Genomic DNA, 22,676 nt, shown 5'->3' with positions numbered 1-22,676 from the left:
ATCAAGCAATAACAATCAGTTAAAAACTGGCACGATTTATGAATGTTTCGGCACATAATCTGTCATTGCTGGAGAATTTGATGAACCGTTTCATCATTGCCGACGCCAATAAATGCATTGGTTGCCGTACCTGTGAAGTGGCCTGTGTGGTGTCTCATCAGGAAAACCAGGACTGCGCGTCGCTGACCCCTGAAACTTTCTTACCCCGCATCCATGTGATCAAAGGTGTAAATGTCTCCACGGCGACGCTGTGCCGCCAGTGTGAAGACGCGCCGTGCGCCAACGTCTGCCCGAACGGCGCCATCAGCCGTGATAAAGGTTTCGTATATGTGATGCAGGAGCGTTGCATTGGCTGTAAAACCTGCGTGGTCGCTTGCCCATACGGCGCGATGGAAGTGGTTGTGCGTCCGGTGATTCGCAACAGCGGCGCGGGCCTGAACGTCCGGGCGGAAAAAGCGGAGGCCAACAAATGCGACCTTTGCCACCACCGCGAGGCCGGCCCTGCCTGTATGGAAGCCTGTCCGACCCACGCGCTGATTTGCGTCGATCGCAATAAACTTGAACAACTGAGCGCGGAAAAACGTCGCCGTGCGGCGCTGGACTCCTCCGCGTCTTTGCTTTTCTGATTACTGAAAAACCGCGTAAAATACGGTGGTATTCATGACGGATGGCGGTCTTGCCTTATCCGGCCTACTGTTCGTATCCCCGTAGGCCTGATAAGCGTAGCGTCATCAGGCAAACCGGGATAGATGACTGCGGGAACGACTTCATGACAATAAACAACCACTCCGGCGTACAGTTGCGTATTCGTGGCAAGGTGCAGGGCGTTGGATTTCGCCCCTACGTCTGGCAACTGGCGCAGCGGTTACAACTGCATGGCGACGTGTGTAACGACGGTGACGGTGTGGTTGTGCGCTTACAGGAAGATCCGGCGGAGTTTATTGTGCAGTTACATCAACATTGCCCGCCGCTGGCCCGTATTGACAGCGTCGAGAGCGAGCCGTTTGCCTGGTCTCAACTGCCTGCCGATTTCTCCATCCGCCAGAGTGCGGGCGGAACGATGAATACGCAAATTGTGCCCGATGCGGCCACATGCCCGGCCTGTCTCGCCGAAATGAATACGCCCGGCGAGCGGCGCTACCGTTACCCTTTTATCAACTGCACCCACTGCGGCCCGCGTTTTACGATCATTCGTGCGATGCCTTACGACCGTCCGTTTACCGTGATGGCATCGTTTCCGTTGTGCAGGAAGTGTGCGACGGAATACCGCGATCCGTACGACCGCCGTTTCCACGCCCAACCTGTTGCCTGCCCGGCCTGCGGCCCGCATCTGGCGTGGCGCTCTGGCAGCGCGCGGGCGGAAAAAGACGCTGCGCTACAGGCTGCCGTCGCGATGTTAAAAGCGGGGGGCATTGTCGCCATCAAAGGTATTGGCGGCTTTCATCTGGCCTGCGATGCGCAAAACGATGAGGCGGTGGCGATGCTGCGGGCGCGTAAACGCCGCCCTGCGAAACCGCTGGCGGTAATGTTGCCGGATGCGGAAGGCTTGCCGGATGCGGCGCGCCGACTGCTGACTACGCCGGCCGCCCCCATCGTGCTGGTGGATAAACAGCATGTCGCGTCGCTGTGCGAGGGGATCGCGCCGGGGCTGGCGGAAGTGGGGGTAATGCTGCCCGCGAATCCGCTCCAGCATCTGCTTTTACAGGCGCTGAATTGTCCGCTGGTGATGACCTCCGGCAACCTTAGCGGTAAACCGCCGGCCATCACTAACCAACAGGCGCTGGACGACCTGAAGGCGATCGCCGACGGTTTTCTGTTGCACAACCGCGATATCGTGCAGCGAATGGATGACTCGGTCGTGCGTGACAGCGGCGAAATGCTACGCCGTTCGCGGGGCTATGTGCCGGATGCGATCGCGCTGCCGCCGGGATTTCGTGATGTGCCGCCGATGCTTTGTCTGGGCGCCGATCTGAAAAATACCTTCTGTCTGGTGCGCGGCGAGCAGGCGGTGGTAAGCCAGCATCTGGGGGATCTCAGCGATGACGGCATTCAAACGCAGTGGCGTGACGCGCTGCGTTTGATTCAGAACATTTACGATTTTACGCCGCAACGCGTTGTCTGCGACGCGCATCCGGGCTACGTCTCCAGCCAGTGGGCCAGCGAGATGACGCTTCCGACCGAAACGGTATTGCACCACCATGCGCATGCGGCGGCATGCATGGTCGAACACGGCTGGCCGTTGAACGGCGGCGATGTGATTGCCCTGACGCTCGACGGCATCGGTATGGGAGAGGGCGGCGCGCTGTGGGGCGGAGAGTGTTTACGCGTTAATTACCGTGAATGCGAGCATCTTGGCGGCCTACCCGCCGTCGCGCTGGCGGGCGGCGATCTCGCCGCGAAGCAGCCCTGGCGCAACCTGCTGGCGCAGTGTCTGCGCTTTATTCCTGACTGGCGGGACTATCCAGAAACGGCTGCGCTGCAACAACAGCAGTGGAACGTGCTGGCGCGGGCCATTGAGCGCGGAATCAACGCCCCGCTGGCGTCGTCGTGCGGACGCCTGTTCGATGCCGTCGCCGCCGCATCAGGCTGCGCGCCTGACACGCTCAGTTATGAAGGAGAAGCGGCCTGTGCGCTGGAGGCGCTGGCTTCGCGATGCAATCGCGTTGAACATCCGGTGACAATGCCGGTTAAAAACAACCAACTGGATTTAGCCACGTTCTGGCGGCAGTGGCTGAACTGGCAGGCCGCTCCCGAGGAGCGGGCGTGGGCTTTTCACGACGCGCTGGCGCATGGGTTCGCCGCGCTGCTGCGTCAGGAAGCGACCGCACGCGGGATCACCACGCTGGTATTTGGCGGCGGCGTGCTGCATAACCGCTTGCTGTGCAGGCGTCTGGCGTTCTGTCTTGCTGATTTTACCTTACTGTTTCCGCAGCGTTTACCGGCCGGGGATGGGGGAGTGTCGTTAGGGCAGGGAGCGATCGCCGCAGCGCGTGTGCTGGCGCAAAAATAAAAAAAAGCCCCGGGACTGGCGGGGCGAAACGTGTCGGGGCATACCGACAAGCAGCAGCGCACTTCCGTGTGCGTGAGGTTAATAAATCAGTGGCAGTATCGCCGGATGGCGACGTACAAACAGGCGCTTCCCGTAGGCCGGATCAGGCGTTTACGCCGCCGTCCGGCAAAGATGTTCGAACATTGCCTGATGGCGCTGCGCTTATCAGGCCTACGGGGTCATGATTTGCAGGTCAGCCGCCATCCGACACAATGAACTTACGCGGGCAGCGTTTTCAGCAGCGCAAAGGCCTCCTTCATGCGGTCTTCGCTCACCACAAAGGCGCAAAGCTGACCTTCGGTATTTATGCCTCGGGCGACCATCCCTTCGGACTCCGCCGCAATGTGCCAGTTCAGGTCGCAACGCTGAGTTTCGCCTGCAAGATGTAACGGCAATTCCGGCGTTTTGATTTTCACCAGCATGGCGGGCAGCTTCAGCGGCGCGTTCCCGCCGAGCAGATTTTTCGCCAGATACATGGCGCTTAACTGAATCGGTTGCAGGAAAGGCAGAACCTGGCCGTTAATTTCCGCGCAGTCTCCCAGCGCATAAATATCCGGGTGGCTGGTTTGCAGATAGCTGTCAACGCAGACGCCACGGTTGATGGTCAACCCGGCACGGCGCGCCAGCGCGGTTTCCGGGCGCAGGCCGGTCGCGGCGATGACCGCATCCACCTCTACCTGACGATCGCGATCCAGCGTGGCGCGAATACCGGTAGCGGTTTTCTCCAGACCCTGCAACTGCGATTTCAGCAGCAGATGTACGCCCATATCGGTCAGACGATGCTGCAAGCGGCTGCTCACTTCCGGCGGCATCAGCGAGGCCAGAATGCTGGCGGCATTGTCAATCAGCGTGACGGCTTTACCCGCACGGCAGAAATCCATTGCCAGTTCGCTACCAATCAGACCGCCGCCGACAATCAGTACGCGCTGCGCGTCACGCAGTTGCGTTTCGCAGGCGCGATACTCCTGCTGGCTGTTCAGTGTGAGCATTAACTCACGTCCGGCAACCGGCGGAACAAAGGCTGATGCCCCTGTCGCCAGTACCAGTTTGTCGAACTGCCATTGCTTGTCCTGGCTTTTTACCACATGGGCGTCGGCATCAATGTCCGTAATCCAGGTGTGTGGGAACAGACGCAGATTAAACTGTTCGGCAAACTCCCCCGCCGACTGGCGGGTGAGGTCGTCGGCGCGCTGCGCCTGGCTGATGACGTGACTGAGGTCGGGTTTGTTGTACTCGTCCATACTGTCAGCGGCAATCAGGGTCAGCGCTACGGTCGCGTCCTGTTTACGGATGTTTTTGACTAACTGGCGGGCGGCGAAGCCCGAACCAATAATGACAATTCCCCGGCTCATTTTGCCTCCGTTGCCAACACATCAAAGACGTCTTTACCTAATGAACATTCCGGGCACAGGAAGTTATCCGGTACGTCGCTCCACGGCGTACCCGGCGCGACATCCTGCAACGGTTCACCTTTTGCAGGGTCGTAAATCCACTGGCACACGCTGCACTGCATGCTTGGGCCGAGGTCAGCCGCAGCGGCGGCGGCACAGGCGCACTCTTCTTCCTGGGTTGTCGCTTTCACATTTGTTTCCGGCAGCGGAGCGAGCGCCCACTGACGGGCAATATCGCGGCCGTGCTGGCGGCAAAGTTCCAGGGCATCAATATCAGGACGCCATTTCGCTTTCAGACTCAGTGACATCTCGAAGCCGGCATCTTGCAGGCGGGTGGACAGACGGTCTACCGCGCCGCCGCTCCAGCCGTGGGAACCGAAAGCGCTGGCGCGTTTGTTACGAAAGCGCAGGCCAGTCATCTCTTCAACGAGACCGGCGATTTTCGGCATCATCACGTTGTTCATCGTAGAAGTACCGACCAGCACGCCTTTGGAACGGAACACGTTGGTCAGAATTTCGTTTTTATCGCTGCGTGCGACGTTAAAGATTTTCACCGCCACGTTCGGGTCAACTTCGTTGATGCCTTGCGCAATCGCGTCGGCCATCATGCGGGTGTTGTTGGACATGGTGTCGTAGAAAATGGTGATGCGATCTTCCTGATAATCCGCCGCCCATTTCAGATACAGTTCAACGATCTGGGTTGGGTTGTCGCGCCATACCACACCGTGGGAGGTGGCAATCATATCTACCGGCAGGTTGAAGCCGAGGATTTCGGTGATTTTTGGCGTGACCAGACGGCTGAACGGCGTCAGGATGTTGGCGTAGTAACGCTGGCACTGCTCGAACAGCTCGGTCTGATCGACTTCATCGTTGAACAGACGTTCGTCACAATAGTGCTGACCAAAGGCGTCGTTACTGAACAGTACCGCGTCGCCCGTCATGTAGGTCATCATGCTGTCCGGCCAGTGCAGCATCGGGGTTTCAACAAAAATCAGCTGCTTGCCGTTGCCGATATCCAGCGTGTCGCCTGTTTTTACGACGTTAAAGTTCCATTCCGGGTGATGGTGGTGACCGGTAATGGAGTCAATGGCGTTTGCGGTGCAGTAGATCGGCGTATCCGGGATTTGCGCCATCAGTTCGGTCAGCGCGCCCGCGTGGTCTTCTTCCGCATGGTTAATAATGATGTAATCAATGTCGGCCAGGTCGATTTCGCTACGCAGGTTTTGCACGAATTCGCGGCTGAATTTATGATCTACGGTATCGATCAGAACATTTTTTTCTTCACGGATGAGATAGCTGTTGTAGCTGCTGCCGCGCAGCGTTTTATATTCGGTCCCGTGAAAATCACGAACTTCCCAGTCACGTTGGCCAACCCAATGAATGTTATTTTTAACCAGAATAGACATAGCAACCTCAGTAAATACAGTTTTTTTAAGAAAGATGTATTGCTAATAGCAGGATGCGTGCCAACTTTTTAACTAATTGATTTTAAATAATTAAAAAATTTATACTCATAAAATGGTAGTCAAAAAGACTATTCAATTAATTGTCAATATGACACTATTGATTGTCAAAATGACAATGAGGTAGCCATGAGCTTTTCAGTTGATGTCCTGGCGGGCATCGCCATTGAATTACAAAGTGGTATCGGGCATCAGGACCGCTTTCAGCGCCTGATCACCACGCTGCGTCAGGTGCTGGAGTGCGATGCGTCGGCGCTGCTGCGCTATGAGGGGCGGCAGTTTATTCCGCTGGCGATCGACGGTCTGGCGCAGGATGTACTGGGCAGGCGCTTCACTCTGGAAGGGCACCCGCGGCTGGAAGCCATTGCCCGTGCCGGGGATGTGGTGCGTTTTCCGGCCGACAGCGACCTGCCGGACCCGTATGACGGGCTGATCCCGGATCAGGAGAGCCTGAAGGTACACGCCTGTATCGGGCTGCCGCTGTTCGCCGGGCAAACCCTGATTGGTGCACTCACGCTTGACGGCATGGAACCCGATCAGTTTGATGTTTTCAGCGATGAAGAGCTGCGGCTCATCGCAGCGCTGGCGGCGGGGGCGCTGAGCAATGCGCTGCTTATTGAGCAATTAGAAAGCCAGAATATGTTGCCGGGGTCTTCCGCCTCTTTCGAACAGGTGAAAGAAACGCAGATGATCGGCCTGTCGCCAAATATGATGCAGTTGAAAAAAGAGATTGAGATTGTGGCGGGGTCGGATCTCAACGTGCTGATCAGCGGCGAAACGGGAACCGGGAAAGAGCTGGTGGCGAAAGCGATTCACGAAGGCTCGCCACGGGCGGTGAACCCGCTGGTGTATCTGAACTGCGCCGCGCTGCCGGAAAGCGTGGCGGAGAGCGAGCTTTTCGGCCACGTCAAAGGGGCGTTTACCGGGGCAATCAGCAACCGTAGCGGTAAGTTCGAAATGGCCGATAACGGCACGCTGTTTCTTGATGAGATCGGCGAGCTGTCGCTGGCGTTGCAGGCGAAACTGCTGCGCGTTTTGCAGTATGGCGATATTCAACGCGTCGGGGACGATCGCAGCCTGCGCGTTGACGTGCGCGTGCTGGCGGCGACTAACCGCGACTTACGCGAAGAGGTGCTGGCCGGGCGTTTTCGCGCCGACCTGTTCCACCGTTTGAGCGTGTTCCCGCTCTCCGTGCCGCCGCTGCGTGAGCGTGGTGAGGATGTGGTCTTGCTGGCCGGGTATTTTTGCGAACAGTGCCGCCTGCGGCTGGGGCTTTCCCGCGTGGTGCTGAGTCCGGGGGCGCGTAGCCATCTGCTGAGCTATGGCTGGCCGGGAAACGTCCGCGAACTGGAACATGCGATCCACCGTGCGGTGGTTCTGGCAAGAGCGACCCGGGCGGGGGATGAGGTGGTGCTGGAAGCGCAGCATTTTGCCTTACAGGAGGAGGTTTCTCCCGCTCTGCCTGACGACAGTACGCCGACGCTACCGGCAAATCACAATCTGCGCGACGCGACCGAGGCTTTCCAGCGGGAGATGATTCGCCGTGCGCTGGCGCAAAATAACCACAACTGGGCCGCCTGCGCGCGAGCGCTGGAGACAGACGTCGCCAACCTGCATCGGCTGGCGAAGCGTCTGGGGCTGAAAAGTTAGATGATGCCTGCCTGGTAGAAGTCTTGCAGGTTGATTGCGCCGGTGAGTTTACCGTTTTCATCCACCACCGGCGCGGCGGTGATCTTGCGCTTCATCAGAAGTTCTTTGGCATCGATGGCGCGGCTCTGCTCCTGCAACGTAATGCCGTTGTGGGTCATCGCTTCGCTGACCGGCGTAGCCAGCGTGCCGCCGCCAACCAGCCAGCGGCGCAGGTCGCCGTCGGTAAAGACGCCTTTTACAACGCGCTGCGCGTCGCATACCGCAACCAGACCTAACCCGGTACGGCTCAGCTCCAGCATGGCGTCCATCACGCTGGTGGTGAGCTGAACCTGCGGCACCGCATCGTCACGGCGCATCAGGTGATGGACTTTGTTGAGCAGACGCGCGCCCAGCGCCCCGGCAGGGTGTGAACGGGCGAAATCCTCTTCATTGAAACCGCGCGCCTGCATCACCGCCATAGCCAGCGCGTCGCCCATCATCAGGGTGTTGACGGTGCTGGAGGTCGGCGCCAGGTGCATCGGGCAGGCTTCACGCTCAACGGAGATATCCAGCACAGCCTTTGCCGCCAGACCCAGCGGGGAGGTTGGCTTTCCGGTCATCGCCAGCAGGGTTATCGATTTATCTTCCAGGCGCGGAATAATGAGATCCAGCTCTTTCGCTCCGCCGGAATAGGAGATGAACAGCATCACGTCCCGGCTTTCGATCATGCCGAGATCGCCATGTAACGCTTCTGCCGGGTGGACAAAGAACGCGGGCGTTCCTGTACTGGCGAGAGTCGCGGCGATTTTTTTGCCGATATGGCCTGACTTGCCAATACCGGAGACAATCACTTTGCCTTCGCAGTGGAGGATAGTATTGGCGGCACGGACAAAATCATCGCCCAGGCGTTCCGGCAGACGGCTTGCTTCCTGTAACTCCAGCAGTAATGTCTGGCGACCCGCGTTCAGTAATGCATCACTCATTGGTTTCTCCGGTTATGATCACTTCAATCCCTTTTGCTTCCAGCGCCTGACGAAACGCGGGGTCGATACCCGCGTCGGTAACCAGTTTGTCGACGCTTTCCAGACTGCACACAACGTTGGGGCTTTTACGCCCAAATTTTGAGGAGTCCGCCATCAGAATCACTTCGCGCGCGGCATTGCACATCGCTTTGCTGACGGTATAGACCTCGTTAAAGGTGGTCACTCCGGCATTGAGATCGATGCCGTCGGTGCCCATGAACAGTTTATCAAAACTGAACTGCTCAAAGGCGTTTTCTGCCAGCTGACCGTGAAATGACGCAGATTTTTTGCGGAATGTGCCGCCGGGCATCAGGATGGTCTGCTCGTTGTCCAGCTCCGAAAGGGCGTTAACAATGTGCAGGCTGTTGGTCATGACGGTGATATTGCTAAAGCGGGTAAGCATCGGCACCATCTGCAACACGGTGCTTCCGGCATCAAGGATGATGGAGTCGCCATCGTGGATAAACTGGACGGCCGCTTGTGCGATCAACGCCTTTTTATGGGTGTTGATCAGCGTTTTGTGATCGATAGGCGGGTCGGATTCATCTTTATTCAACACCACGCCGCCATATGTGCGAATAACGGTTCCGGCATTTTCCAGAATGACCAGGTCTTTGCGAATGGTGGTGCCCGTGGTGTCAAAGTACTGGGCCAACTCCTCAACCGAGCATTTTCCCTGCTTTTGCAGATGCTCCAGAATAGCAGCCTGACGCTGACGTGGTTTCATAGGCGTAATTACCCTGACTGATGTATAAGTTGTGAAATGATAATTTCGCAAGCAATTAGCATTCACAACGAAATTACCCATGTTTCAGTTTAAGCGCTAATGATAGTGCATTCTGTGAGAGCGAATCATGGGGAAAGATCACATCAGGCTGTAATTCATCAAGATGTTTGCCCTGTATTGCGGGAATTTTAACCGGTCGGGCAAAGACGGTGAGACCTTTCATGAATAAGGTATCCGTAACGCGCTGCTGGTCATCCAGAGCGATGGCGACCACCACTCGCGGTTTAAAGCGTCCGCCGGAGCGCCCGACGCCCACTCGCCCTCGTTGGCAAAGTTTGTCGAACGCCCGGTTAAAGCGGGAGATTTGCCAGCCGCCCAGCGCCAGTTGCGCACACCAGGCGATAACGGCGACGGTGATCAGTGCGGAAACCATAATGCGCTCCTTTGATTTTGCCGGATGGCGGCTGCGCCTTATCCGGCCTACATAATATTCGTAGGCCCGGTAAGCGCAGCGCCACCGGGCAATCATACCTCTTAAAACATCACCTGACCGCCGGTTACATTGATGGACTGTCCGGTGCAGTACGACGCCTTTGCGCTGGCGTAAAACAGCAGCATGTCCAGTACGTCCTGATAATCGCAGCCGCGTTTTAACGGAACTTTGTCGATGTAATACTGCTCCACTTCGTCCGGCTTGATGCCAAGCTTGGCGGCGTATTGCGGCAGCAGCGACTGGAACATTGGTGATTTCAGCAGGTTGCCAAGCATCAGCGAATGCACGGTAATGCCGTATTCTGCCAGATCCAGCGCCAGCGACTGGGTTAAGCCCACGCCGCCGAACTTCGCCGCGCTATAGCCGGAGTTGTGTTTACTGCCCACTTTCCCGGACTTGGAGTTGATCTGGATAATACGTCCCTGAATGCCGTCGCGGATCATCAGGCGGGAGAATTCGCGAGCGCAGAGGAAATACCCCACCAGATTCACCTGTAGCGAGCGGTCGAAATCGCCGAGTTGAAAATCGCTGATAAACGCCGCTTTGGCGATGCCCGCGCTGTAGACCAGCAGATCAACCCGACCAAAAATTTCATCGACTCCGCGAGAGAGCGCCAGAACGCTCTGCTCGCTGGTGGCATCGGCGCCAAAACCGTACGCCATGCCTTCGCCAAACGCGGCGTTAATCTCCTGCGCCACATTTGCGGCTTTATCACTCTGAATATCGACAACGGCGACGCGATAACCAACCTCTGCAAGCCCACGGCAGAGGAAGGCCCCCAGGGTCTGGCCTCCACCAATGACAACGGCAACCTGATTCATTTTTCTCTCCTTAAACCTTTAAGCCACAAACTTCAAAATACAGCCCGGCGCGATGTCGTCCGGTACTGGCCCCGCAACGTGTACGGTGCCGGGAAATTCCGCCTCGTTCAGCCCGTCGAAGCGCAGGGTGATATGCCCCAGTTCACGCAGATTCTGCTCGGCCACGCTGCCCACAGCAGTCACCGGATAGCGATGCTCACCCAGCTGAAACTGTGCGCCGGGTTGCAGCGTGCCGTTCAGCTCGCCGTGGCAGTGGATAAAGCAAAACGCTTCGATATCCGCAGGCGCGCCTTCACGAAAGGTAATCAGCATCCTGTCGCAGAGCGCGTCCGGCGCGCTCTCGCCGATACGGGTGATGGTGGTCTGGTAAATCACGGTCATCTCTGAACCTCTTATTGATAAATAAAGCCGGAAACAAACCAGGCGATGAGAACGGTAGGCGCGCCGGTCAGGAAGCGGCTCACCAGCACGGAAGGCACGCCGACGCGAACGGTGTCCTGGCGGGCCTCTGCCAGCGATAAACCGACCGGAATAAAGTCGCACGCGGCCTGAGCGTTAATCGCGAACAGCGCGGGCAGCGCCAGATGGGGAGGGATATTACCCAGACCAATCTGCACGCCAATCAGCACCCCGATAACCTGGGCGATCACCGCGCCAGGGCCGAGGAAGGGCGACAGCAGCGGGAATGAACAGATGAGCGCCAGCGTGACCAGCCCCAGCGGATGGCTGGCAAGCGGCGCCAGGCCGTGAGCGATCCAGTCGCCGAGACCGGAGGCCATAATGATGCCGATCAGCGCCGAGACGAAGGCCATAAACGGCAGAATGGTTTTCAGCACCGTATCGATGGTGTCGCGCCCGGACTGGAACAGCACCGCTACCGCTGAGCCCATCCCCATACCGACTTTTGCCAGCAGGCCATCGCTCTGTTCGGTGATTTTTTTGCTGGCGTCGTAATCGCGGCCCGTAGGCGAGGCGACAGGCTGCGCGTTTGCAGGCGCTTCGCCGCTCAGCGTGATGTTCTCTTCTTTCACCCCGGAGACGTAAATATCTTCCACGATGTACTGCGCCAGCGGCCCCGACTTCCCGGTAGAGTGGATGTTGATGGTTGGAATGCGCCGCTTCGGATAAATCCCGCAGCGTAGCGTGCCGCCGCAGTCGATGATCGCCGCGCCGATCTCTTCCTCAGGCGGTTCGCCCTCTTTAAAGCCATCCACCGCCTGCCAGCCTGTCAGTTGCGCCAGTTTGTCGACAATCCCCGGACGCGTCCCGGCGGTGATGTAGACGATTTTCTTTCCGGGTGTTGCATCCAGTTCAAGCGGGCCGCCCCAGCCGCCGGTGCCTTTCTCAATACGAATACGCGTCATGATGTTGCTCCAGCCAGGTGGACTTTCTGCTCAAGTTGAATGCCCATTTTTTTCTCAAAGATGGATGTGGTGAGGTCAGTCACCCAGCCACGGAAGAAGTTGGTGACCAGACCGACCAGCAGATAGCTGACGGCGAGCGGGCCAAGCGGGAGGCCGAGTGTCGTCAGGCCGCTGGCGATGCCCAGGTAAACAAACAGTTCGCCGGGGTTGATGTGCGGGAACAGTCCGTTCATCGAGTGGCAGCTGTAGGAAGCCGCCGCGTAGTAACTGGGCTTGTATTTTTCTGGCATAAAGCGGCCCAGACTCAGCGTCATCGGGTTACAAAACACAAACGTACCGATGCACGGCAACAGCAGGTAACGGGATAACGGGTTCCCGGCGCAGCGCTGGGCAAAACGTTCAATACGCTGCTGGCCAATGAAGTTTATTAAGGCATTCATGATGACCAGCAGGCTTATCAAAAGCGGAAGGATGCCGGTCACCATACTGGTGAACACCTCTCCGCCTTTCTGGAACAGCCCGATAAACCACTCCGCACCATGTGTAATGGTTTCGATCATTGTTCTCTCCTGTAGGGTTTGTTGTTATCTTGCCAATTGGTGAGTTATTTTAATCAGATCGAAAGATTTAAAAGTGTTATTTTGATCTCAAAATGAAAGATAAATATTTTAAAATGAAAGTTTGCGTTTATTACGGAGAAAAAAAGCAGGGATGTTACGGGAGAATAGTGCGTATTCTGTGAAGAGCGCTTCCTTGTGCGAAGCGGGATGCTTTACCATACTTCCCCCTGGCTGAATCTGTTTAATGGATGTCTCATGTTCAAGCGTCGTTATGTAGCACTACTTCCTCTCTTTGCGTTGCTTGCTGCCTGTAGCAGCAAACCACAGTCTTCAGAAATTCAAACGACAACGGGAGCGCCGTCCGGCGGTTTCCTGCTTGAGCCACAGCACAATGTCATGGTGATGGGCGGTGATTTCGCCAATAATCCGAACGCGCAGCAGTTCATTGAGAAGATGGTGAACAAGCACGGTTTTAATCGCCAGCAGTTGCAGGAGATCCTGTCGCAGGCGAAGCGCCTGGACTACGTTCTGCGACTGATGGACAGACAGGCGCCGACCACGCAACCGCCAGCGGGGCCGAATGGCGCATGGTTGCGCTATCGCAAGCAGTTTATTACCCCGGACAATGTGCAAAACGGCGTGGCGTTCTGGAATCAATATGAGGATGCGTTGAACCGTGCATGGCAGGTTTATGGCGTCCCGCCGGAGATTATCGTTGGCATTATTGGCGTGGAAACCCGCTGGGGCCGCATCATGGGTAAAACGCGAATTCTGGATGCGCTGGCGACGCTGTCGTTTAACTATCCGCGTCGGGCGGAGTATTTCTCCGGCGAGCTGGAAACGTTCCTGCTGATGGCGCGTGATGAACAGGACGACCCGCTGGATCTGAAAGGGTCTTTTGCCGGTGCGATGGGGTACGGACAGTTTATGCCGTCGTCCTATAAGCAGTACGCGGTGGACTTTAACGGCGACGGGCACATCAACCTGTGGGACCCGGTTGATGCCATCGGCAGCGTGGCGAACTATTTCAAAGCCCACGGTTGGGTGAAAGGCGATGTGGTCGCCGTTCCGGCCAACGGTCAGGCGCCGGGGCTGGCGAACGGCTTTAAAACCCAGTACAGCATTTCTCAGCTTGCGGCCGCCGGGCTGACGCCGCAGCAGTCGCTGGGCAATCATCAGCAGGCCAGCCTGCTGCGCCTGGATGTGGGTACGGGCTATCAGTACTGGTACGGGTTGCCGAACTTCTATGCCATCACGCGCTATAACCACAGCACTCACTATGCGATGGCGGTCTGGCAGCTTGGTCAGGCCGTCGCGCTGGCGCGTGTACCTGCGGCGTCGCCGTTTAGTCAGTAGCCGCCGCGTGTTTTCCGGGGGGCTACGCTTACCCGGTCTGGATTACGCTCCCTTTTCCCTGAGAGAAAGGGGAGCGTGCAGCGCCGCTGCTGCGCTATTTCACGTCTGAAACATTTCGCCACACTCCCTTTTTTCCTGGCATTTACATCCGCATCGCATTTCATTATTGTTATGTTATAACATTTTTTGTGGTGCGAATATGTCTGCTTCACTCTTCTCTCTTTCGGCTCTGACTCGCCTGCTGATGGCTATCGCGCTTGTTTTGTTTATCGGACTGGCCGTGCGCTGGGCGGTGGCATTGCCATGATTATCCTGAATCAACTGGTGGCCGGTTACGAGCGACAGCCGGTCACGTCGCCGCTGACTGGCACGCTGGAACGCGGCAGCATGACGGCGATTATCGGCGCTAACGGCTGCGGCAAATCAACGCTGCTGAAAACGCTGGCTGGTTTTCTTCCTCCGGTGAGTGGCGCATTTCGCTGGCGCGGACGCCGCCCGGTAATTGGCTGGCTGGCGCAACGTCACGCGCTGGAGACGCAGTTTCCGCTTACCGTTCAGGACGTGGTGAGCATGGGGTGCTGGCCTGCTATTTCCCTGCTGGGGGGATTTCAACGCAAAACCCGTCTGCGTATTGCCCACGCTATTGAGCGCGTGGGGCTGGAGGCAATGGCGACGATGACCATTGATGAACTCTCCGGCGGTCAGTTTCAACGCATGCTGTTTGCCCGTGTGCTGGTGCAGGAAGCGCCGCTGGTCATGCTGGATGAACCCTTTACCGGCGTGGATGAGGAGACCTGCAACGTACTGATGGGGCTGATGCTGGAGATGTATCAGCGAGGGCAAACGGTGCTGGCGGTGCTGCACGACAGCGAACGGGTGGCGCGCTATTTTCCGCAGACGTTACGGCTGGATACGGACGTGTCTCACTGGATGACCGAGCGGGTGAGGGTGGCATGATCTGGCATATCTTCTTTCAGCCGTTTATTGAATACGGCTTTATGCGGCGGGCGCTGGTGGTCTGTCTGGCGCTTTCGGTCAGCACGACGGCGCTTGGCGTCTTTTTACTGCTGCGACGTATGAGCCTGATGGGGGACGCGCTGTCGCATGCGGTGCTGCCCGGCGTGGCGGTGGGCTATCTGCTCAGTGGAATGTCATTGCTGGCAATGAGCATCGGCGGGTTTATCGCCGGGATTACGGTAGCGCTGGTGGCGGGAATGGTGAGTCGCCGTACGCCGCTAAAAGAAGACGCCAGCTTCGCCGGGTTCTACCTGGGATCGCTGGCGCTGGGGGTTACGCTGGTGTCGCTGCGCGGGTCAAATGTCGATCTGCTGCATCTTCTGTTTGGTTCCATTCTGGCGGTCGATCGCGATTCCGCGCTGTTCGTGGCGGGGGTATGCGCATTCACATTGATCATGCTGGCGATTTTCTATCGTGGTCTGGTGAGTGAAGCGTTTGATACCGCATGGTTGCAGGTTAACGCGCGCTGGCTGCCTTCGCTGCTGCACGGGCTGTTTCTCTCGTTGCTGGTGTTGAATCTGGTGGCTGGCTTTCAGGTACTCGGCACGCTGATGGCGGTGGGGCTGATGATGCTTCCTGCCGTTGCGGCACGCTGCTGGGCGCGCACGTTACCGGGGCTGTTATTGCTTGCCGGCGGCAGCGGCGTCGTCTGTGCATGGCTGGGGCTAAGCCTTTCCTGGGCGGTGAGTTTACCCGCCGGGCCGTCGATTGTACTGACCGCCAGCGCGCTGTTCTTTATTTCCATTTTATTCGGCACGCGCAGCAGGCTGGCTGACAGTCTGCGCGCGCTTTTTTAATGCAAGGGGAAAAGATGAAACGTACAGGGGTAATGATTGTGCTCGCGTTGGGGTTGATGACGCAAGGCGCGCTGGCGAAAACGCTGAATGTGGTGACGAGTTTTTCTATTCTCGGCGACATCACCCAGGAGGTCGGCGGCAAGAATGTCAACGTCACTACGCTGGTTGGGCCGGATGGCGATCCGCATACCTTCGAGCCTTCGCCGAAAGACAGCGCGGCGTTGAGCAAAGCGGATGTGGTGGTAGTGAACGGGCTGGGGCTGGAGGGGTGGCTTGACCGGCTGGTAAAAGCCTCCGGTTTCAAAGGTACGCTGGTGGTGGCTTCCGACGGGGTGAAGACGCATACGCTGGATGAAGACGGCGAAACCGTCACCGATCCGCATGCCTGGAATAGCGCAGCGAACGGCGCGCTGTATGCGCAGAATATTCTTTCCGGGCTGGTCAACGCCGACCCGCAGGATAAAGCCGCGCTGGAGGCTTCCGGCAAACCTTATATCGCACAGCTGACTGAACTGGACGCGTGGGCGAAAGCGCGCTTTAGCCAGATCCCGCAGGAGAAACGCAAGGTGCTGACCAGCCACGACGCCTTCGGTTATTTCGGTCGCGCCTACGGCGTTGAGTTTTTGGCGCCGCAGGGGCTGTCGTCGGAAAGTGAAGCCTCTGCCGCGCAGGTCGCCGCGCTCATTAAGCAGATTAAAGCGGATGGGGTGAACACCTGGTTTATGGAGAATCAGCTCGATCCGCGTCTGGTAAAACAGATCGCCAGCGCGACGGGCGCGCAGCCGGGCGGCGAGCTGTATCCTGAAGCCTTGTCGGCAAAAGGCGGCGTGGCGGATAGCTACGTAAAAGCGTTTCGCCACAATGTTGAGACCATCGCCAACAGCATGAAGTAACCGTACGATTGGCCGATGCTTCGCATCGGCTTTTTTCTGAAGCCTCCTCGTAAAATCCTCACCTCGTCCCCATATCTGCTCAGAAAGTGCTATCTTGTGCTGCACGTTTTTCAGGAGCCTTAAGCGATGATGACTGACCATGAATTGATGCAGTTAAGCGAAGTGGTAGGGCTGGCGCTGAAACAGCGCGGCGCAACGCTAACGACAGCGGAGTCCTGCACGGGCGGTTGGGTAGCGAAAGTGATTACCGATATCGCCGGGAGTTCCGCCTGGTTTGAACGCGGTTTTGTTACCTACAGTAATGAAGCGAAAGCGCAAATGATTGGCGTGCGCGAACCGACGCTTGAGCAGCACGGCGCGGTCAGCGAACCGGTGGTGATTGAGATGGCGATTGGCGCGCTCAGAGCGGCCCGCGCGGATTATGCCGTTTCTATCAGCGGTATTGCCGGGCCGGACGGCGGCAGCGACGTGAAGCCCGTCGGCACTGTCTGGTTTGGTTTCGCAACCGCACAGGGCGAGGGGATCACCCGCCGGGAGTGCTTTAGCGGCGACCGTGACAGAGTACGTCGCCAGGCGACGGAATATGCGCTCAAAACGCTCTGGCAACAATTTCTACAAAACACTTGATACTGTATGACTGTACAGTATAATTGCACCTAACAGTACAGAATTCACTATCCGGTACAAGCGCAAGCGGACCCCGGCTCATGACAGGAGTAGTTAATGGCTATCGACGAAAACAAACAGAAAGCGTTGGCGGCAGCGCTGGGCCAGATCGAAAAACAATTCGGTAAAGGCTCCATCATGCGCCTGGGTGAAGACCGTTCCATGGATGTGGAAACCATCTCCACCGGTTCGCTTTCTCTGGATATCGCGCTGGGCGCGGGTGGCCTGCCGATGGGGCGTATCGTAGAAATCTACGGGCCGGAATCCTCCGGTAAAACCACCCTGACGCTTCAGGTGATTGCCGCTGCACAGCGTGAAGGCAAAACCTGTGCGTTTATCGACGCCGAACATGCGCTGGACCCTATCTATGCCCGCAAACTGGGCGTCGATATCGACAACCTGCTGTGCTCCCAGCCGGACACCGGCGAGCAGGCGCTGGAAATCTGTGATGCGCTGGCGCGTTCAGGCGCTGTAGACGTTATCGTTGTTGACTCCGTGGCGGCGTTGACGCCGAAAGCGGAAATCGAAGGTGAAATCGGCGACTCTCATATGGGCCTCGCGGCGCGTATGATGAGCCAGGCGATGCGTAAGCTGGCCGGTAACCTGAAACAGTCCAACACCCTGCTGATCTTCATCAACCAGATCCGTATGAAAATTGGCGTCATGTTCGGCAACCCGGAAACCACTACCGGGGGTAACGCGCTGAAATTCTACGCGTCCGTTCGTCTGGATATCCGCCGTATCGGCGCGGTGAAAGAGGGCGAAAACGTCGTGGGTAGCGAAACCCGCGTGAAGGTTGTGAAGAACAAAATCGCCGCGCCGTTTAAACAGGCTGAGTTCCAGATCCTCTACGGCGAAGGCATCAACTTCTATGGCGAACTGGTTGACCTGGGCGTGAAAGAGAAGCTGATCGAGAAAGCCGGTGCGTGGTACAGCTATAACGGCGAGAAAATCGGTCAGGGTAAAGCGAATGCCACTACCTGGCTGAAAGAGAACCCGGCGACCGCCAAAGAGATCGAGAAAAAAGTGCGTGAGCTGCTGCTGAGCAATCAGGACTCGACGCCAGACTTCTCCGTTGATGACAACGGTGAAGGTGTGAAAGAAACCAACGAAGATTTCTAATCGTTGCATTGCCCGGTGGCGGCGCTCTGGCGCCTTATCGGGCTTATACTTTGAAGGGCTGCATATCTTGCGGCCCTTTTTGCATTTCTTTTTCCGAAGGTTTGTTATGAGTGAATCCACACCGCGACGCCCCGCGTATAACCGTCTGTTGGATCGCGCGGTACGTATTCTGGCGGTACGCGATCACAGTGAACAGGAACTGCGGCGTAAACTCTCCGCACCGGTTATGGGAAAAAACGGGCCGGAAGAGATCGATGCGGCGCCGGAAGACTATGAACGGGTTATCGCCTGGTGCCATGAGCACAACTACCTTGATGATCATCGTTTTGTTTCGCGCTTTATCGCCAGCCGCAGCCGTAAAGGTTATGGCCCGGCACGTATTCGGCAGGAGCTGAATCAAAAAGGCATTGCGCGTGAGGCGATTGAACGCGCAATGCGTGAATGCGAGATTGAGTGGTTGCTTCTTGCTCGCGAACAGGCGATCCGCAAATATGGCGAACCCTTACCAGCCGCATTTTCGGAAAAGGTCAAAGTCCAGCGTTTCCTGCTTTATCGTGGCTATCTGATGGAGGATATTCAGGAGATATGGCGAAATTTTGACGATTGACTGCATACGGGATTTTACTTCCCCGTAAAGAAAACTTATCTTATTCCCACTTTTTTCAATTGCCAGCCGGGCAGGGCATATGAGCGCTGAGGCGGGTAATGATATTTCGTTAGCTTGATTTCAGGATAATTATGAGCAAGAGCACCGCTGAGATCCGTCAGGCGTTTCTCGATTTTTTCCACAGTAAGGGACATCAGGTAGTTGCCAGCAGCTCCCTGGTGCCAAACAATGACCCAACTTTGTTGTTTACCAACGCCGGGATGAACCAGTTCAAGGATGTTTTCCTTGGGCTCGACAAGCGTAATTATTCCCGCGCCACCACTTCGCAGCGTTGCGTACGTGCGGGCGGTAAACACAACGATCTGGAAAACGTCGGTTACACTGCACGTCACCACACCTTCTTCGAAATGCTGGGTAACTTCAGCTTCGGCGACTATTTCAAACACGACGCGATTCAGTTTGCGTGGGAACTGCTGACCGGTGAAAACTGGTTTGCCCTGCCAAAAGAGCGTCTGTGGGTGACCGTCTATGAAACTGACGATGAAGCCTACGAGATCTGGGAAAAAGAAGTCGGCATTCCGCGCGAACGTATCATCCGAATTGGTGATAACAAAGGCGCGGCATACGCGTCCGACAACTTCTGGCAAATGGGCGATACAGGGCCGTGCGGTCCATGTACCGAGATCTTCTACGACCACGGCGATCACATCTGGGGCGGCCCTCCGGGAAGCCCGGAAGAAGATGGCGATCGCTATATTGAGATCTGGAACATCGTCTTCATGCAGTTCAACCGTCAGGCTGACGGTACGATGGAACCGCTGCCGAAACCGTCCGTCGATACCGGTATGGGTCTGGAGCGTATTGCCGCTGTATTGCAACACGTTAACTCCAACTATGAAATTGACCTGTTCCGCACGTTGATTGAAGCCGTTGCGAAGGTGACTGGCGCGACCGACCTGAGCAACAAGTCGCTGCGCGTGATTGCTGACCACATCCGTTCCTGCGCTTTCCTGATCGCCGACGGAGTGGTTCCGTCGAATGAAAACCGTGGCTATGTGCTGCGCCGTATCATTCGTCGTGCGGTTCGTCATGGCAACATGCTGGGTGCGAAAGAGACCTTCTTCTACAAGCTGGTTGGGCCGCTGATTGACGTTATGGGCTCTGCCGGTGAAGAGCTGAAGCGCCAGCAGGCGCAGGTTGAGCAGGTTCTGAAAACGGAAGAAGAGCAGTTTGCCCGTACGCTGGAACGTGGTCTGGCGCTGCTGGACGAAGAGCTGGCGAAGCTTTCCGGCGACACGCTGGATGGCGAAACCGCTTTCCGTCTGTATGACACCTACGGCTTCCCGGTTGACCTGACGGCGGACGTTTGCCGCGAGCGCAACATCAAAGTTGATGAAGCGGGATTTGAAGCCGCGATGGAAGAACAGCGTCGTCGTGCGCGTGAGGCCAGCGGTTTTGGCGCAGACTATAACGCGATGATCCGTGTTGACGGCGCGTCAGAATTTAAAGGTTATGACCATCTGGAACTGAACGGTAAAGTGACCGCGCTGTTTGTGGATGGTAAAGCGGTAGATGCGATTAGCGCGGGTCAGGAAGCCGTTGTCGTACTGGATCAGACGCCGTTCTATGCGGAATCCGGCGGTCAGGTTGGCGATAAAGGCGAACTGAAAGGCGCAGGCTTCGCGTTTGCGGTTAGCGATACGCAAAAATATGGCCAGGCGATTGGACATATCGGTACGCTTTCGACCGGTTCCCTGAAAGTGGGTGATGCGGTGCAGGCTGATGTGGATGAAGCTCGCCGGGCGCGTATTCGCCTGAATCACTCTGCGACGCACCTGATGCACGCGGCGCTGCGCCAGATTCTGGGCACGCACGTAGCGCAGAAAGGCTCGCTGGTTAACGACAAAGTCCTGCGTTTCGACTTCTCGCATAATGAAGCGATGAAACCGTCTGAAATCCGTGCGGTGGAAGATCTGGTGAATGCGCAAATCCGTCGCAACCTGCCGGTCGAAACCAACATCATGGACCTTGAAGCGGCGAAAGCCAAAGGTGCGATGGCGCTGTTTGGCGAGAAGTATGACGATCGCGTTCGTGTGCTGAGCATGGGCGATTTCTCCACTGAACTGTGTGGCGGTACGCACGCCAGCCGTACGGGGGATATCGGTCTGTTCCGCATCGTTTCTGAATCCGGTACTGCGGCAGGCGTTCGTCGTATTGAAGCGGTTACGGGCGAAGGCGCGATTGCTACGCTGCACGCTGAAAGCGATCGCTTAAGCGATATCGCACAGCTGCTGAAGGGCGACAGCCAGAATCTGGGCGAAAAAGTCCGTTCTGTACTGGAACGTACGCGTCAGCTTGAAAAAGAGTTGCAGCAGTTGAAAGAACAGGCTGCCGCGCAGGAAAGTGCGAACCTTTCCAGCAAAGCGGTTGATATCAACGGCGTGAAGCTGCTGGTTAGCGAGCTTGCGGGCGTTGAGCCAAAAATGCTGCGTACGATGGTTGATGATCTGAAAAATCAACTGGGTTCTACCGTTATCGTTCTTGCAACGGTAGCGGAAGGTAAGGTTTCTCTGATTGCGGGCGTGTCGAAGGATGTGACCGACCGCGTGAAAGCAGGGGAGCTGGTCGGCATGGTCGCTCAGCAGGTGGGCGGCAAGGGCGGCGGACGTCCAGACATGGCGCAAGCCGGTGGTACGGATGCGGCTGCTCTGCCAGCAGCGTTAGCCAGTGTGAAAGGCTGGGTTAGCGCAAAACTGTAATAACTATAAGCGTTATCTAACGCCGCAGGCCCCGGTCTGCGGCGTTTGCATCAACGTTATTGACAACGATAAAGTCAGGTTGAAGTTGTGTATATCGGCTAAACTTAGGTTTAACAGAATGTGATGCCGTGACTGCTTACACTTTACGTGTTTGTCATCGCTTACTTTTTGGCGTTATATGATGGATAATGCCGGGATACAGAGAGACCCGACTCTTTTAATCTTTCAAGGAGCAAAGAATGCTGATTCTGACTCGTCGAGTTGGTGAGACCCTCATGATTGGAGATGAGGTCACCGTGACAGTTTTAGGGGTAAAGGGCAACCAGGTGCGCATTGGCGTAAACGCCCCGAAAGAAGTCTCTGTCCATCGTGAGGAGATCTACCAGCGTATCCAGGCTGAAAAATCCCAGCAGTCCAGTTACTAAGGTTTTCGCGTCTCATCTCTTCCGATGAGGCGCAACCTGCTCCTCGCGTCCTTTCTCTTTTTCATTTTTCTTCACTCTTTTTCCGTATCGCTTCCGGTGCCGGCAGGCTCTTTCCTGGTTATTCGGTTTTTCTGCCTGCGCTCAGGCGGTGTAACACGCCGATTTATCTGTTGATAAAACACCCTTTTTGCCGTTTTTGCAGACTAATTGAGCGTGAAGTGTGCAAACGATAAAAGCGTGGGAAAAATTGTTTGACTTATAAGTCCCAGAAAGTAATATGTGCGCCACGCAGCGACGATGAGCAGAAACAAGTTCTTCGAAGCACTCGTAAGAGGCGCGTGGTGAGGTGGCCGAGAGGCTGAAGGCGCTCCCCTGCTAAGGGAGTATGCGGTCAAAAGCTGCATCCGGGGTTCGAATCCCCGCCTCACCGCCATTTGCATCCGTAGCTCAGCTGGATAGAGTACTCGGCTACGAACCGAGCGGTCGGAGGTTCGAATCCTCCCGGATGCACCATC

21 protein-coding genes and 2 tRNA genes are annotated in these 22,676 nt (G+C 56.7%); 14 read left to right on the top strand and 9 right to left on the bottom strand.

Translation table 11 applies throughout. The features are described 5' to 3' along the window. The first annotated feature begins 80 nt into the window (after nucleotides 1-80). Both hydN and hypF read left to right on the top strand, forming a co-directional pair. Nucleotides 81-626 (top strand): electron transport protein HydN, encoded by a 546-nt coding sequence (hydN, locus tag OGV50_RS22875; protein WP_286488795.1) that lies wholly within the window; start codon nucleotides 81-83, stop codon nucleotides 624-626. A gap of 143 nt (nucleotides 627-769) precedes the next feature. Then, complete coding sequence (hypF, locus tag OGV50_RS22870; RefSeq protein ID WP_200026904.1) at nucleotides 770-3,010, top strand: carbamoyltransferase HypF; 2,241 nt, start codon at nucleotides 770-772, stop codon at nucleotides 3,008-3,010. Between the two features lie 257 nt (nucleotides 3,011-3,267). Here the strand turns inward: hypF and norW are convergent, their stop codons facing one another. Both norW and norV read right to left on the bottom strand, forming a co-directional pair. Continuing rightward, nucleotides 3,268-4,401: an NADH:flavorubredoxin reductase NorW gene (gene norW / locus OGV50_RS22865; protein WP_012134821.1), complete on the bottom strand. Its 1,134-nt coding sequence runs from the start codon at nucleotides 4,399-4,401 to the stop codon at nucleotides 3,268-3,270. After that, a complete protein-coding gene (gene norV / locus OGV50_RS22860) occupies nucleotides 4,398-5,846 on the bottom strand; it encodes an anaerobic nitric oxide reductase flavorubredoxin (protein WP_012134820.1) in 1,449 nt (482 codons plus the stop codon). Before norV ends, norW begins: the two co-directional genes overlap by 4 nt. A gap of 186 nt (nucleotides 5,847-6,032) precedes the next feature. Between norV and norR the strand changes: the two genes are divergently transcribed. After that, nucleotides 6,033-7,553: a nitric oxide reductase transcriptional regulator NorR gene (norR, locus tag OGV50_RS22855; RefSeq protein ID WP_012134819.1), complete on the top strand. Its 1,521-nt coding sequence runs from the start codon at nucleotides 6,033-6,035 to the stop codon at nucleotides 7,551-7,553. On the opposite strand, the gene gutQ is transcribed toward norR, so the two are convergent. The 7 genes from gutQ to srlA all read right to left on the bottom strand — a co-directional run bounded on the left by gutQ (nucleotide 7,550) and on the right by srlA (nucleotide 12,519). Further along, the gene (gene gutQ / locus OGV50_RS22850) at nucleotides 7,550-8,515 is read right to left on the bottom strand and encodes an arabinose-5-phosphate isomerase GutQ (protein WP_012134818.1); all 966 of its coding nucleotides are present in this window, start codon (nucleotides 8,513-8,515) and stop codon (nucleotides 7,550-7,552) included. The two genes, norR and gutQ, sit on opposite strands and share 4 nt — an antisense overlap. Beyond that, nucleotides 8,508-9,281, bottom strand: a complete 774-nt coding sequence (gene srlR / locus OGV50_RS22845) for a glucitol operon DNA-binding transcriptional repressor SrlR (protein WP_012134817.1) — start codon at nucleotides 9,279-9,281, stop codon at nucleotides 8,508-8,510. Before srlR ends, gutQ begins: the two co-directional genes overlap by 8 nt. Nucleotides 9,282-9,354: 73 nt before the next feature. Beyond that, nucleotides 9,355-9,714: a transcriptional regulator GutM gene (gene gutM, locus OGV50_RS22840; protein ID WP_012134816.1), complete on the bottom strand. Its 360-nt coding sequence runs from the start codon at nucleotides 9,712-9,714 to the stop codon at nucleotides 9,355-9,357. 101 nt (nucleotides 9,715-9,815) lie between these two features. Next, complete coding sequence (gene srlD, locus OGV50_RS22835; RefSeq protein WP_012134815.1) at nucleotides 9,816-10,595, bottom strand: sorbitol-6-phosphate dehydrogenase; 780 nt, start codon at nucleotides 10,593-10,595, stop codon at nucleotides 9,816-9,818. Nucleotides 10,596-10,613: 18 nt separating this feature from the next. Further along, nucleotides 10,614-10,976 (bottom strand): PTS glucitol/sorbitol transporter subunit IIA, encoded by a 363-nt coding sequence (gene srlB, locus OGV50_RS22830; RefSeq protein WP_012134814.1) that lies wholly within the window; start codon nucleotides 10,974-10,976, stop codon nucleotides 10,614-10,616. 11 nt (nucleotides 10,977-10,987) lie between these two features. Then, on the bottom strand, nucleotides 10,988-11,959 hold the full coding sequence (gene srlE / locus OGV50_RS22825; protein ID WP_115625847.1) for a PTS glucitol/sorbitol transporter subunit IIB: 972 nt from the start codon (nucleotides 11,957-11,959) through the stop codon (nucleotides 10,988-10,990). After that, complete coding sequence (gene srlA, locus OGV50_RS22820; RefSeq protein WP_012134812.1) at nucleotides 11,956-12,519, bottom strand: PTS glucitol/sorbitol transporter subunit IIC; 564 nt, start codon at nucleotides 12,517-12,519, stop codon at nucleotides 11,956-11,958. Before srlA ends, srlE begins: the two co-directional genes overlap by 4 nt. Before the next feature lie 255 nt (nucleotides 12,520-12,774). Between srlA and mltB the strand changes: the two genes are divergently transcribed. The 11 genes from mltB to OGV50_RS22765 all read left to right on the top strand — a co-directional run bounded on the left by mltB (nucleotide 12,775) and on the right by OGV50_RS22765 (nucleotide 22,674). Beyond that, the gene (mltB, locus tag OGV50_RS22815; RefSeq protein WP_104868275.1) at nucleotides 12,775-13,875 is read left to right on the top strand and encodes a lytic murein transglycosylase B; all 1,101 of its coding nucleotides are present in this window, start codon (nucleotides 12,775-12,777) and stop codon (nucleotides 13,873-13,875) included. Between the two features lie 303 nt (nucleotides 13,876-14,178). After that, nucleotides 14,179-14,832 carry a metal ABC transporter ATP-binding protein gene (locus OGV50_RS22810; RefSeq protein ID WP_153258541.1) on the top strand — a complete coding sequence of 218 codons (654 nt, stop codon included), beginning with the start codon at nucleotides 14,179-14,181 and terminating at the stop codon, nucleotides 14,830-14,832. Continuing rightward, entirely contained in the window at nucleotides 14,829-15,689 is an 861-nt protein-coding gene (locus OGV50_RS22805) for a metal ABC transporter permease (RefSeq protein WP_012134809.1), read from the top strand. The genes OGV50_RS22810 and OGV50_RS22805 overlap by 4 nt, the downstream gene beginning before the upstream one ends. A gap of 14 nt (nucleotides 15,690-15,703) precedes the next feature. Then, the gene (locus OGV50_RS22800; protein WP_286488794.1) at nucleotides 15,704-16,582 is read left to right on the top strand and encodes a metal ABC transporter substrate-binding protein; all 879 of its coding nucleotides are present in this window, start codon (nucleotides 15,704-15,706) and stop codon (nucleotides 16,580-16,582) included. Nucleotides 16,583-16,711: 129 nt separating this feature from the next. Then, complete coding sequence (gene pncC / locus OGV50_RS22795; RefSeq protein ID WP_286488806.1) at nucleotides 16,712-17,209, top strand: nicotinamide-nucleotide amidase; 498 nt, start codon at nucleotides 16,712-16,714, stop codon at nucleotides 17,207-17,209. 96 nt (nucleotides 17,210-17,305) lie between these two features. Continuing rightward, nucleotides 17,306-18,370: a recombinase RecA gene (gene recA / locus OGV50_RS22790; protein WP_110493905.1), complete on the top strand. Its 1,065-nt coding sequence runs from the start codon at nucleotides 17,306-17,308 to the stop codon at nucleotides 18,368-18,370. A 106-nt stretch (nucleotides 18,371-18,476) separates the two neighbouring features. After that, entirely contained in the window at nucleotides 18,477-18,977 is a 501-nt protein-coding gene (gene recX / locus OGV50_RS22785; protein WP_047461718.1) for a recombination regulator RecX, read from the top strand. Between the two features lie 131 nt (nucleotides 18,978-19,108). Further along, the gene (gene alaS / locus OGV50_RS22780; RefSeq protein ID WP_049010251.1) at nucleotides 19,109-21,736 is read left to right on the top strand and encodes an alanine--tRNA ligase; all 2,628 of its coding nucleotides are present in this window, start codon (nucleotides 19,109-19,111) and stop codon (nucleotides 21,734-21,736) included. A gap of 239 nt (nucleotides 21,737-21,975) precedes the next feature. Further along, nucleotides 21,976-22,161 carry a carbon storage regulator CsrA gene (gene csrA / locus OGV50_RS22775; protein ID WP_000906486.1) on the top strand — a complete coding sequence of 62 codons (186 nt, stop codon included), beginning with the start codon at nucleotides 21,976-21,978 and terminating at the stop codon, nucleotides 22,159-22,161. A 340-nt stretch (nucleotides 22,162-22,501) separates the two neighbouring features. After that, nucleotides 22,502-22,594 (top strand) — tRNA-Ser (locus OGV50_RS22770). A gap of 3 nt (nucleotides 22,595-22,597) precedes the next feature. Next, nucleotides 22,598-22,674, top strand: a tRNA-Arg gene (locus OGV50_RS22765). Nucleotides 22,675-22,676: the final 2 nt, after the last annotated feature.

The sequence above is a fragment of the Citrobacter sp. CK180 genome (genome assembly GCF_030333655.1).
In the GTDB taxonomy this organism is placed as follows: Bacteria; Pseudomonadota; Gammaproteobacteria; order Enterobacterales; family Enterobacteriaceae; genus Citrobacter_B; species Citrobacter_B koseri.
Note: the sequence above shows the minus strand (reverse complement) of the source record. Positions and strands in the feature narration are given on the sequence as shown.